The following is an 11,866-nucleotide window of genomic DNA, read 5'->3' on the forward strand; positions in this document are numbered from 1 at the left end:
CCGGGGGCTCCGGCCGTCCTCGACCGCGACGACGACCCTGAGCCGAGCGCACCGTCCCGCACGGCGCGCTGCGCGGAGGTCTAGCGCAGCGCGCCGTCGCGGAGCACCGCGTGCGCGCCGACGGTCTGGTTGACGATCTGCGTCACCCGCACGTCGACCGCGACGCTGGCCAGCGCCACCGCGTCCGAGCGGCTGACCTCGTGCAGCCGTTGCAGCAGGGTCAACATCGAGTCCAGCGCCATGAACGTGGCGTCGTCGAGGGTCGCGCCGACGCCGAGGGTCAGCCAGGAGTCCGCGGTACGGGCCACCGGGGCGTTGATCGGGAAGTCGTCGCGGACGTCGAAGGTCAGGCTCACCTCCTCCATCGGACACTCGATCGCGGTACCGCCGATCTCCCCGTCGCCCTGCGCGGCGTGGCCGTCGCCGACCGAGAAGAGCCCGCCGTCGACGGCGATCGGCAGCAGCAGGGTGGTGCCGGCCGTCAGCTCCTTGCAGTCCAGGTTGCCGCCGCAGCGCCGGGGCGGGACCGTCGAGTGCAGCCCCGGTTCGGCCGGCGCCATGCCGAGCACCCCCATGAAGGGGCGCAGCGCCACCGTGTGCCCGTGCTGGTTACGGCCGACCATCGCCACCGGGTCGAGCTCCCAGGCGTGCACCACCGCGTGCTCCTCGACGCCGTACTGCTGGTTGAAGCTGCCCGGCCAGCCGCCGGCCACCGTGGTCCCCCAGGCGGCCGGGGTGATGGTGTCGATGCGTACCTCGAGGGTCTGGCCGGCGCGGGCGCCACGGACCGCGACCGGACCGATCAGCGCGTGCCCGTGGTCGGGCTGGTACTGCGGGGCCCGCGGGCGGTCCCGGTTCCGGCCACCGGGGTACGGTCCGGTCGACCACCAACAGTCCAGCGTGCGGTAGGTGACGGTGTCGCCGGCGTCGATGGTGAGGGCCGGCGGGAAGTCGGGAGAGAAGTGTCCGTGCAGCGTGTCATCGCCTGGTGCGAGGATGTGTCGCATCTGCGCAGGCTAGTTGCTGTCCCCCGCACGGGGTAGATGCAGCGCTCCCAGCGCGTGATCGACAGCGGGACGGCCCGACATATGTCGTAACACAGCAGAGCCCATCCACTACGGATGGTCATTGACTGGGCTGATCAATATCGATGACCATGCATCTGCCAGGTCTCTGGAGCTGACGGAGGTAGGGGCATGGGAGTTGCGCGGCGATTGATAGCCGTGGGAGCGATCGTCGGGATGGCGGTCGTGAGCGCGCCCGCGGCGGCGAGCGCTCAGGTGGGGAAACCCCGGATCGTGGTGGAGAACGGGCTGACCCAGCCGGTCTTCTCGTATGAGGAGGCGATCCAGGAGGTCGTCTACGTCGAGGCGCCGATGGACAGCGACGGCGACGGACGCCGGGATCTGATCGAGGTCGACGTGGTCCGGCCGGCGGAGACGGAGGCGGGCCTGCGGGTGCCCACCATCATGGAGGCCAGCCCGTACTACGGCCGGGAGACCGGTGATCCGTTGCCGGATCAGACCCGCGGCTTCCCCGGCTGGTGGGACGAGTACTTCGTCCCCCGGGGCTACGCCGTCGTCCAGGTGGAGATGCAGGGCACCTCTCGGTCGTTCGGCTGCCCCACCACCGGCGGACCCGAGGACACGATCAGCGCCAAGGCGGTGGTGGACTGGCTCAACGGCCGCGCCCCGGGCTTCCACCACGACGGAAGCGTGGCGGTCGCCGACTGGAGCACCGGCAACGTGGGCATGCAGGGCGTCTCGTACGTCGGCACCCTGCCCAACGCGGTCGCCACCCAGGGCGTACGGGGGCTGAAGACCGTGGTGCCGATCGCCGCGATCTCCAGCTGGTACCGGTACGTGAACGACCAGGGTGTCGCCTGGTCGACCTGGAGCGAGAACGTCGACTTCCGGTACACCGAGTACCTCGCCGACTACGTCTCCACCGGCCGCACGCTCCCCGGCTCCGCGTCGGCGCCGGCCTGCGAGTCGGTCATCACGGGGATCGGCGACGCCGAGGAGGCGAGCGCCTCCGACTTCACCGAGTTCTGGCAGGAGCGGAACTACCTGCCGGACGCCAAGAACATCAAGAAGGCGGGCACGTCGGTCTTCATGGTGCACGGCCTCACCGACTTCAACGTGAAGACCATGCACACCGCCGACCTGTGGCGCGAGATCGAGAAGCGCAACATGCCCCGCAAGATCTGGCTCCACCGGGGCGCGCACGTGAACCCGACCAGCTTCCGGCCGGCCGAGTGGCAGGCGGTCATGCACCGGTGGATGGACTACTGGCTGCACGACATCGAGAACGGGATCATGGACGAGCCGATGGCGGACATCCAGCGTCCCGACGGCAGCTGGGAGACCCACTCGAGCTGGCCGGACGCCGCCACCAAGGACGTCGACCTGCGCTTCGGACCGGCCACCGCCGACGCGGCGGGCACGCTCTCGGCGCACGGGCCGAAGGGCAACCCCACGCAGAGCTACGCCGACCAGATCGAGTCGCAGGCCATCAAGATCGGCAACGCCGAGCAGGCCGCGCCGGGCCGGCTCGCCTACGTGACCCCTCCCCTCGCGAAGGAGGTACGTCTCTCCGGCACGCCCGAGCTGGCGGTCCGGATGTCGACGACGGCCGAGACGGCACTGCTCTCCGCGATGCTCGTCGACTACGGCCCCGGTCCGACCGTCACCGTGGCGGGCAAGGACCCGCTGGAGGTGGTGCAGGAGTCCTGCGAGCCCGAGGACCTGGCCAGCCGGACCGGGTGCGCCGAGCCGATGGCCGCGAGCACCGAGATCACCCCCGAACGCGTGCTCTCGTGGGGCCACATCGACGTCAAGAACTCGCCCGACCTGCGGCGGAGCCGGCCGTTGGAGCCCGGCAAGCAGTACAACGTGCGGTGGAAGACGCTCCCGTCCGAGCATGTCATCCCCGCCGGACACCGGATCGGGATCGTGATCACCGGCAACTACAACGCGAACCCGACGTCGAACCGGCCGGCCCGAGACGCGGCCGCGGTCGGTAGCGAGGTCACCGTGTACCTGAAGGGCAGCAGCGTGACGCTTCCGGTCGTCGGAGGCAAGGCTGCCCTGGGCTTCTGACCGGGTGGCCCGGTCACCGGCCAGGTGACTCGATCGGCGGGTCCCTCACCAGCGGTCACGACCGTGGGTGAGGGACCCGTCGGTTCCCGCCTACGCCGTCTCCTACGGCGAGCCGGTCCGGGCGGCGGCGACGACCCGGCCGCGCTCCGACTCCGGGAAGCGGTCGAGCATGGCCCGCACCTCGTCGGCGCTCACGTTGGCGCCGAACAGCTCGCTGCCCGGTTCGAGGCGTACGCCCTCGGCGAGCGGGCCTGCGACGACCGGGTCGAAGCCGAGCCGGTCCACGAGGGTGGCGACGGCGTCGAGGTCGGCGGGGTCGTTCCCGGCGATCGCGATCGCCTTGCGACCGGGCGTGCCCGGCGGCCGCGCCTCGTCCTCGAGATCGTGGTATCCCATGTGGTTGAAGGCCTTGACGACGTGGGAGTCGGGCAGGAACGCCTGCACGGTCTCGCTCGACGAGGTGCTCGGGTCGGTGAGGTCGTCCCGGATGCCGTCCACCTCCCACCAGTAGTTCATCGCGTCGACGACGAGCTTGCCGCGCAACGCCTCGGCGGGGATGCCCCGGTACTTGCCCAACGGAATGGCGAGGATCACGGTGTCGGCGCGCGCCACGGCGTCGGCCGCGGTGGTGGCGACCGCGCCGGGCGTGAGCACCTCGACGGTGAGGGCGATCTTCGCCGGATCGCCGGAGCCGGCGACGAGCACCCGGTAGCCGGCGGCGACGGAGAGCCGGGCGAGGACGGTGCCCACCTTGCCGGCCCCGAGGATGCCCAGGGTCTCCTGCCCGCTGCTGTCGTTCATCTCTTCCTCCGGGTACCGCTGGGGTGTCAGCCGGCCAGCATGTCGCGGACCAGGGGAATCACCCGGCTGCCGTAGAGCTCCACGGCGCGCATGCGGGCGCTCACCGGCTGCGCGCCGGCGGTGTAGATGAGGTCGAACCGGCCGACCCCGAGGCTGCGGATCGCGTCGGCCATGCGGCGGGCCACGGTCTCCGGCGAGCCGATGTAGAGGGAGCCGTTCGCCACCTCGGCGTCGAACTCCGCGCGGCGGATGGGCGGCCAGCCGCGCAGCTTGCCGATCCGGTCGCGCATGACCCGGTAGTGCGGCCAGAAGATCTCCTTCGCCTCCTCGTCGGTGTCGGCGATGAAGCCCGGCGAGTGCATCCCGACCGGGTACGCGGTCGTGCCGAACTGCTCGGCCGCCCGCCGGTACAGGTCGAGGTAGGGCGCGAAGCGTTCGGGAGAGCCGCCGATGATGGCGAGCATGAGCGGGAACCCGTAGTGGGCGGTGCGCACGACCGACTGCGGCGAACCGCCGACGCCCACCCACGTGTCGAGGCGCCCCGAGTCCGTCTTCGGGAAGACGTCGGCGTTCTCCAGCGGGGCACGCACGGTGCCGCTCCAGTTGACCGGCTTCTCGTCCAGCAGCTTCGCGAAGAGCTCGATCTTCTCCTCGAAGAGCACGTCGTAGTCACGCAGGTCGTAGCCGAAGAGCGGGAAGGACTCGGTGAACGAGCCGCGGCCGAGGATGACCTCGGCCCGGCCGTTCGACAGCGCGTCCACCGTGGCGAAACGTTGGAACACCCGGACCGGGTCGTCCGAGCTCAGCACGGTCACCCCGGAGGCGAGCCGGATCCGCGAGGTCCGGGTGGCGATCCCCGCCAGCACCGTCTCCGGCGTCGACACCGAGTACTCCGGCCGGTGGTGCTCGCCGAGGGCGATGACATCGACGGCGAGTTCGTCGGCGAGCACCGCCTCCTCGACGACCTGCCGGATCGCGGCGGCGTGCGACACCGTCTTGCCGGAGTCGTCCTCCGGCACGTCGCCGAAGGTGTCGAGGCCGAACAGCAGATCAGACATGAGCGGGCTCCTTCGCCAGTAGCTCCCGCACCCGCGGCGCGACCTCGCTGCCGAGCAGCTCGATCGTGCGGGCGCGGGCCTCGCGGGGCAGGTGCATGATGTCGTACTTCAGGTCAAAGCGGCTCAGCCGCAGGTCACGGGCGACCGTGGCGATCTTCTGGGCGACCGTCTCGGGTGACCCGACGAAGAGCGCCCCGTGGTCGAGCTCGGCCTCGTAGCGCTTGCGGTCCGGCCGGTAGAAGCCGCGCTCCTCGGCGAGCGCCGCCACGACCGGCTGCCAGTACCGCCACCAGGTCTCGACGGCCTCCTCGTCGGTCTCCGCGACCAGCCCGAGCGAGTGCTGCCCGATCGGCTGTACGGGGTTCCCGAACTCTTCGAGCGCCCGATGGTAGAGGTCGACGTGGCCGGCGAAGCGCTGCGGGCGCCCGCCGATGATCGCGAGCATCAGCGGGAGTCCGTAGCGGGCGGCGCGGATCACCGAGTTCGGGCTCCCGCCGACGCCGATCCAGGTCGGGATACCACCGGAGGGCATCCGGGGATGCAGCCGCTGGGCCACCAGCGGGGTACGCACGGTCCCCGACCAGGTGACGGTCTCCTCCCGCTGGAGTCGTACGAAGAGGTCGAGCTTCTCCTCGAAGAGCCGCTCGTACTCCGCCAGGTCGTAACCGAACAGCGGGAACGATTCGGTGGCGGAGGCGCGTCCGAGGACGAGCTGGGCCCGACCGTTCGAGACGGCGTCGAGCGTCGCGAACTCGTGGTAGAGCCGCACCGGGTCGTTGGTGCTGAGCACCGTGACCGAGGTACCGAGCCGGATCCGCTCGGTCGCCGTCGCGATCGCCGCGAGCAGCACGGGCGTCGCGGAGTCGTTGTGGCCCTCGCGGTAGTGCTCGCCCACGCTGAACACGTCGAGCCCGACCGACTCCGCGAGCCGCGCCTCCTCGACGAGCAGCCGCAGGGTCTCCGCGTCGCTCAGGGGCCGGCCACCGTCGGTCGCCACCTCCCCGAACGAGTTGAGCCCCAGTTCGAAGCCTTCCGCTGTCACCGCATCCTCCTCACGCCCGCGCCCCCGGGGTACCCCGCACCGCGGGTCTCCCTCTGCGATTGACACGTCAATCATGTTAGCCTGCTAATTGACATGTCAATCAGGAGATGCGAATGACGAAGGCCACACCCGAGCGGCGGAAGGGGCGCCAACTTCCGACCGCCGAGGAGCTCCGGATCTGGCGCGACTTCATCGAGACGACAGACGTGCTCCGCTCCCGGATCGCGTCCCGCCTGCAGAGCGAGTCCTCGCTCTCACCGGGCGACTACTCCGTGCTGCTCGCCCTCAGCGAGGCACAGCAGCAGCAGCTTCGCTCCTCCGAGCTCGCGACCCAGATCGGCTGGGAGCGCAGCCGACTCTCGCACCACCTCGGGCGGATGGAGCGGCGGGGCCTCATCAGTCGGCAGGAGTGCGCGACCGACCCGCGCGGCGCGGAGGTCCACCTCACCACGGCCGGGGCCGAGGCGTTCCGGGCCTCCACCTTTCCGCACCTGCGCGCCATTCGCGAGGTCTTCGTCGACGCCCTCACCCCGGACCAGCTCCGCGCGGCCGGTGAGATCGCCGAGGCGCTGCGCACCCATCTAGCCGCGCCGCACCCCGATTGATCAGGCCGGCTCCTCGTCGCCCCGGATCCGGGCGTGCAGGTGCATGTCGTGTCGGCCGTCGGCGTGCACGGCGTCGCTGCGCTTCGTGCCCTCCAGCCGGAAACCGGACTTGACGGCCACTCGGCAGGAGGCCCCGTTACGGGTCGAGTGATCGAGCTCCAGGCGGTGGAAACCGGCCTCGCCGAGGGCCCACCCGCTCACTGCGGCGAGCGCGCGGGGGGCCACGCCCGCACCGCGGGCGGCCGGAAGCACCCAGTACGCGCACTCGGCGACACCGTCGTCGAGGTCGAGTCCGCGCAGCGCGATGCGCCCCAGCACCTCGTCACCGTCTCGGGTCACCGCCCAGTGCGCGCCCCGCTCCTGCGCCCAGTCCCGGCGGTACTGGTCGAACCACTCCCGGACCTGATCCTCGGAGCCCGGCTGTCGGGTGTGCCAACGCTGGATCTCGGGATCGCGGTAGGCGGCGAGGAAGACCGGCGCGTCGGTCGCCGCCCAGGGCCGCAGCAGCAGGCCACCCCCGGCGGAGAGCAGCGGTTGCGGGCCGACGGAGAGCGTGCCGGCCGAGATGGCGGGCGGCGTCGTGAGGGCGGACGTCATCGCCCATCCTTTCCCCGTGCCCCGGAAGCGTGTCAAGTTGTCGGAGCGACGCGGGACGCGGCGAGCGCGCCGACGCTCGCCCGGTCCCGGCCCCTACCGGCGAAGGGTGGCCGAAGAACATGCGGGTGACCATGACGACCGCCCCGGCACGGCGCGGTCGGCGCAACGAGGATTTCACCGGCGCCGTACCGACGGCCGCGGTGCTGGTCGACGGCGCCGGCATCCCGGGCGCGGAGGCGATCTGCCGGCACGGTGTGGCCTGGTACGCCGACCGGCTGGGCGGCACCCTCCTCGGCCTCCTGGCACTCGTCCGCGACCGCAGCCTCCCGGAGCTGCTCGCCACGGCGATCGAGCAGGTGACGGACGCCCACCGGGACAGCTGCGAGGTCGCCGACCCGATCAGCCCCTCGGCCGCCGTCGCCGTCCTACGCGTCTCGGACGGCCTCGTCGAGCACCTGCTGCTCGGTGACGCGGTCCTCGTCCTCGACCGGGTGCAGGGCGCGCCGCTTGTCGTCGCCGATCCACGCGAGGTGGTCATCAGCCGGTCGTACCAGTCCGCGATCGAGGCCACCGCCGAGGGCAGCGACGAGCACCACCGGCTGCTGCGGGAGCTGCGCGCCAACCGGAACCGACCGGGCGGATTCTGGGTGGCCAAGGACGACCCACGGGCCGCCGACGAAGCGATCACGGGAAGCTGCCCGGCCGCCGAGCTGACCAGCGCCGTCCTGCTCAGCAACGGCGCCAGCCGCATCGTGGACCGGTTCCGGCTCGCCGACTGGCCGGAGGTGCTGTCCGTCCTCGGGTCCACCGGACCCGCCGAGATCATCCGACGGGTCCGGCGGGCGGAGGCGCAGCAGGCCGTGGCGGCGGACGACGCGACGATCACGTACTGCACCGACCTCGGCGAGTTCTGACCGCCGCCCGCCGGCTCGGCGCAGCGCCGGGCCGGGCCGGCCCGTACGACGAACCGCCCGTGGCCGGTCAGCCGGTGGTGACCGGCAGCGTGGCGTACCCGCGCAGCACCAGGCGGTCGCGACGCTCGGCCGGACCGGCCAGGCTCAGGCGCGGCAGCATCGCCAGCAGCAGCGGGAACGCGACCTGGGCCTCCAGCCGGGCCAGCGGCGCGCCGAGGCAGTAGTGGGCGCCGCCACCGAAGGAGACCGGCTGGATGTTCGGCCGGTCCGGGTCGAAGCGGTGCGGGTCCGGATAGCGGGCCGGATCCCGGTTGGCCGCGCCGAGCAGCATGGTGACGTCCGCGCCGCCGGGGAGCCGCAGCCCGTCACCGAGCTCCAGTTCGACTGTCGTGAGCCGGCCGGTGAGCTGAACCGGCGAGTCGTACCGCAGGATCTCCTCCACGAACGCCGGCGCGAGCTGCGGGTCGGCGCGCAGCCGGTCGGCCTGCTCGGGGTGCTCCAGCAGGAGCTTGATGCCGGTGCCGAGCAGGTTCGTGGTGGTCTCGAAGCCGGCCACCAGCAGCAGCACCAGGTTGGCGAGCAGTTCCTCGCCGGTCAGTCCGACACCGTCGGTGTCGTCGTGCACGGCGACGAGCGCGCTGGTCAGGTCCTCCTGCGGGGCACGGCGGCGCTCCTCGATCAGGTCGACGAAGTAGGCCTCCAGCTCGCGGCCGGCCACGTCGGCGAGGCGCATCTCCTCCTCGGTGCTGATCGGCTCCAGCACCACTGTCAGGTCCGCGGTCCGCTGCCGGAACCACGACCGGTCCGCCTCGGGAACGCCGAGCAGCGCGCAGATCACGCCGATCGGCAGCGGGAACGCGAACGCGCTCATGAAGTCGGCGTCGGCCGGCATCGCCTTGATCAGACTCTCCGCCTGGGCGGTGATGACGTCCCGCATCTCGGCGACCCGGCGGGCGGTGAAGGTGGCCGCCGCCGCCCGGCGTACCCGGCCGTGGTCCGGCGGGTTGCTCTGCAGCATCGAGAGCACGATCGAGGCGACGCCACGGTTGCGCCGCCAGTCCGGCCAGAAGCCGTCGTAGTCGGCGGCGTCGGCGATGCGCAGGCTCGGCTCCCGCAGCAGGCGGTTCGTGAGCGCGTGCGTGGTGACGAACCAGCGGCCGTCCAGCGCCTGAAAGACCGGCGAGTGGGCCCGGATCACGTCGTAGGCCGGGTACGGGTCGACGCGTCCCTCCGGCAGGAACAGTGACGCCAGCGCGGTCTGGTAGTCCATCCTCGTGCCTCCCCTGTAGACGCGGGTGCCGCCTTGCATCATGCCCGGCGTCGCGTTCGTGACGGTGGGCCCCGGCGCGGCGGGTCGCCGGTTGACCGGCGCGACGACCGGGCGACGCGGGATGATCTGCTCGTGGAGACGGCGGAGCGGGGGGTCCTGCTGACGGTCGGCCACGGACCGCTGCGCCGCGACGCGCTCGGCGGACTGCTGGCCGGGGCCGGGGTGGGGCTCGTCGTCGACGTGCGCCGCTTCCCCGGCAGCCGCGCCAACCCGGACGTCCACCGGGACGCCCTTTCGCGGTGGCTACCGGAGCGGGGGATCGGATACCGCTGGGAGGAGCGCCTCGGCGGCCGGCGACATCGACCGGCCGGCGCGCCGGAGCACGACACCTGGTGGACCGTTGCAGCGTTCCGTGCGTACGCCGCCCACAGCCGGACACCACAGTTCCTGGCGGCGTTGGATCTCGTACTCGACGAGGTCGCTTCGGGCCCGACGGTCATCATGTGCAGCGAGAGCGTCTGGTGGCGCTGCCATCGCCGGCTGATCGCCGACGTCACGACCCTGAGCCGCGCCGTGCCCGTACGCCACCTGATGCCGGACGGACGGTCGACGCCGCACCCGGTGGCGGCCGGTGCCCGGCTGCGTTCCGACGGCACTGTCGAGTGGACCGGCGGTTGAGGGCGTCCGCGCCGGATCAGGACGTGGCGAGCAGGAGGATCCCGAGGGCGAGCAGCGTGGCGGCCTTCGCCACCTCCAGCAGCACGTAGTTGAGGTGGCTGCCGGAGCGGGGCGCGTCCTCGCCCGCGAGCACCCGCCGGGTCCGGGCGTTCAGCCGGGGCCGCACCGCGACGAGTTGCAGCAGCAGCACTGCCGCCGCCAGGCCGGTCACCGCGACGACGGGGGCGGCCGGCGCGCCGAGGAGCACGGCTGCGAGCAGGGTCAGCGCGAGACCGGACTCGATCACGTTGAGCGCCCGGAAGACGAGTCGTCCGATGCCGAGCCCGATGGGCACCGTGACTCCGGGGGCGCGGAATTTCAGCGGCGCTTCGAGGAACGAGATGGCCAGCACCATCCCGAGCCAGACGAAGACCACGGCCGTGGCGAGGGCTGACGGCAGGCTCATCGACGTCTCCTATCCCTGTGGACGGTCTTCGGGCGCCCGGAGGACCGGACCGGCCAGCGGGGTGCGGCTCGGAGCCTCGGGGCGGTCGCCGGCCAGCCGGCGCTGCATCGCTCCGGCGATCCGGCCCGCCTGGAGCTTGGCGTGCTCGGCGCGGGGCCCGGCGTGCCGGTCGTCGATGGTGGCCGTCCAGAGCGCGAGCCAGCGGGCGAAGTGCCGTTCGGTCAGCGGTTCGAGCCGGTGCAGGTCGAGGTGGAGCCGGAGGGCGTTCCGCCGGTAGGCGCCGGACTTGAAGATCACGGTCTCCCAGAAGTCGCACATGATCGGCAGATGCCGGTCGAGGTCGAGCTTGGCGACGTCGACGAAGACGTGCCCGAGGAGATCGTCGGCGAAGGCGCGGGAGTAGAAGTCGGTGATGACACCGGCGATGTCGCTGCGGTCCCTGATGTCGGTCACCATCTCCGACGCTCCTTTTTCACAATATTCATCGTATATATTGGGCCGGTGAGCAGCCACGTGAGCTACGGCGCACTCGCGGTCCCGACCCGCCGACACCTGCTGGACGTGCTTCGCGAGCAGCGCCGACCGATGGGCCTGCGGGAGCTGGCCATGATCACCGGGCTGCACGCCAACACCGTCCGGTTCCACCTGGACGTGCTGACCAGCGCCGGATTCGTCGCCCGGGAGCAGGGCCCGCCGACCGGGCCGGGACGACCCGCGACGCTCTACCGCAGCACCAGCCCCGGCACCTCCGGCGGCGGCTACCGGCTGCTGGTCGGGATCCTGGCCGACCGCCTGGCCGAGGCCGACACGGAGGGCCTGGCCGAGGAGGCCGGGCGGAAGTGGCTGGACGCCGCCGCGGCGGCCGATCCGCCGCCGGAGGGCGATCCGCTCGGCACCGCCACGACCCGCTCGGTAGCCCTCTTCACGGAGCTCGGCTTCGCTCCCACCGCCGAGACGAGCCCGTCCGGCAGCCGGATCGAACTACGCGCGTGCCCCTTCATCGACGAGGCGCGCAAGCATCCCGACGTCGTCTGCGGCGTACACCGCGGCCTCCTGCGCGGGGTCGCGGAGGCGGTCACGCCGGCGGGACTGACCACCCGACTGACGCCCTTCGCCCGCCCCGGCGTCTGCCTCGCCGAGATCATCCGTTAGCGCCGACGGTCCCGCCCCTCCGAGCGCCGGCGCAGCGGGACGGTCGGGGTGCTGATGCCCGGCCCGGACGGGACCTCTAAGGCGTGTTTCATAAGCCCGGTCAGAGCCATTCGCAGATGATGGTGATGGTCAGGACGGCCTGGAACCGGACGGCCAGCTTGTCGTAGCGGGTGGCCACGCCGCGGTGGCGCTTGAGTCGGGCG

General features: G+C 71.9%; 13 protein-coding genes and 1 pseudogene. 5 read left to right on the forward strand and 9 right to left on the reverse strand.

Annotation, left to right across the window (positions count from 1 at the left end; all coding sequences use genetic code 11):
* Positions 1–80 precede the first annotated feature (80 nt).
* Positions 81–1,007, reverse strand: coding sequence for an acetamidase/formamidase family protein (locus tag D7147_RS27515; protein WP_120682758.1), 927 nt, complete (start codon positions 1,005–1,007; stop codon positions 81–83).
* Between the two features lie 243 nt (positions 1,008–1,250).
* Here D7147_RS27515 and D7147_RS27520 point away from each other — a divergent pair, with 243 nt between their 5' ends.
* The gene (locus D7147_RS27520) at positions 1,251–3,101 is read left to right on the forward strand and encodes a CocE/NonD family hydrolase (protein ID WP_158609402.1); all 1,851 of its coding nucleotides are present in this window, start codon (positions 1,251–1,253) and stop codon (positions 3,099–3,101) included.
* A gap of 102 nt (positions 3,102–3,203) precedes the next feature.
* Here the strand turns inward: D7147_RS27520 and D7147_RS27525 are convergent, their stop codons facing one another.
* Genes D7147_RS27525 through D7147_RS27535 form a run of 3 tightly spaced genes read right to left on the reverse strand, consistent with a single transcriptional unit; the run spans position 3,204 to position 6,002 of the window.
* A complete protein-coding gene (locus D7147_RS27525; RefSeq protein ID WP_120682763.1) occupies positions 3,204–3,902 on the reverse strand; it encodes an NADPH-dependent F420 reductase in 699 nt (232 codons plus the stop codon).
* Between the two features lie 26 nt (positions 3,903–3,928).
* Positions 3,929–4,960: an LLM class flavin-dependent oxidoreductase gene (locus tag D7147_RS27530; protein WP_120682765.1), complete on the reverse strand. Its 1,032-nt coding sequence runs from the start codon at positions 4,958–4,960 to the stop codon at positions 3,929–3,931.
* Positions 4,953–6,002 (reverse strand): LLM class flavin-dependent oxidoreductase, encoded by a 1,050-nt coding sequence (locus D7147_RS27535; RefSeq protein WP_120682767.1) that lies wholly within the window; start codon positions 6,000–6,002, stop codon positions 4,953–4,955. Before D7147_RS27535 ends, D7147_RS27530 begins: the two co-directional genes overlap by 8 nt.
* 113 nt (positions 6,003–6,115) lie before the next feature.
* Here D7147_RS27535 and D7147_RS27540 point away from each other — a divergent pair, with 113 nt between their 5' ends.
* Complete coding sequence (locus D7147_RS27540) at positions 6,116–6,607, forward strand: MarR family winged helix-turn-helix transcriptional regulator (RefSeq protein ID WP_120682770.1); 492 nt, start codon at positions 6,116–6,118, stop codon at positions 6,605–6,607.
* Here the strand turns inward: D7147_RS27540 and D7147_RS27545 are convergent, their stop codons facing one another.
* Positions 6,608–7,204: a GNAT family N-acetyltransferase gene (locus D7147_RS27545; protein WP_120682772.1), complete on the reverse strand. Its 597-nt coding sequence runs from the start codon at positions 7,202–7,204 to the stop codon at positions 6,608–6,610.
* A gap of 131 nt (positions 7,205–7,335) precedes the next feature.
* Here D7147_RS27545 and D7147_RS27550 point away from each other — a divergent pair, with 131 nt between their 5' ends.
* Entirely contained in the window at positions 7,336–8,118 is a 783-nt protein-coding gene (locus D7147_RS27550) for a hypothetical protein (RefSeq protein ID WP_120682830.1), read from the forward strand.
* 67 nt (positions 8,119–8,185) lie between these two features.
* Here the strand turns inward: D7147_RS27550 and D7147_RS27555 are convergent, their stop codons facing one another.
* Positions 8,186–9,388, reverse strand: coding sequence for a cytochrome P450 (locus tag D7147_RS27555; RefSeq protein ID WP_120682774.1), 1,203 nt, complete (start codon positions 9,386–9,388; stop codon positions 8,186–8,188).
* Positions 9,389–9,520: 132 nt separating this feature from the next.
* On the opposite strand from D7147_RS27555, the gene D7147_RS27560 reads away from it, so the two are divergent.
* Entirely contained in the window at positions 9,521–10,066 is a 546-nt protein-coding gene (locus D7147_RS27560; protein ID WP_120682776.1) for a DUF488 domain-containing protein, read from the forward strand.
* 16 nt (positions 10,067–10,082) lie between these two features.
* On the opposite strand, the gene D7147_RS27565 is transcribed toward D7147_RS27560, so the two are convergent.
* Both D7147_RS27565 and D7147_RS27570 read right to left on the reverse strand, forming a co-directional pair.
* Entirely contained in the window at positions 10,083–10,511 is a 429-nt protein-coding gene (locus D7147_RS27565; protein WP_120682778.1) for a hypothetical protein, read from the reverse strand.
* Positions 10,512–10,520: 9 nt separating this feature from the next.
* Entirely contained in the window at positions 10,521–10,964 is a 444-nt protein-coding gene (locus tag D7147_RS27570; RefSeq protein ID WP_199734286.1) for a group III truncated hemoglobin, read from the reverse strand.
* 48 nt (positions 10,965–11,012) lie between these two features.
* Here D7147_RS27570 and D7147_RS32210 point away from each other — a divergent pair, with 48 nt between their 5' ends.
* Complete coding sequence (locus D7147_RS32210) at positions 11,013–11,663, forward strand: helix-turn-helix transcriptional regulator (protein WP_158609403.1); 651 nt, start codon at positions 11,013–11,015, stop codon at positions 11,661–11,663.
* Between the two features lie 100 nt (positions 11,664–11,763).
* Here D7147_RS32210 and D7147_RS27585 read toward each other — a convergent pair.
* A pseudogene (locus D7147_RS27585) lies at positions 11,764–11,866 on the reverse strand (IS5 family transposase); the annotation flags it as partial.

The organism is Micromonospora musae (assembly GCF_003626545.1).
GTDB classification, from domain to species: domain Bacteria; phylum Actinomycetota; class Actinomycetes; order Mycobacteriales; family Micromonosporaceae; genus Micromonospora; species Micromonospora musae.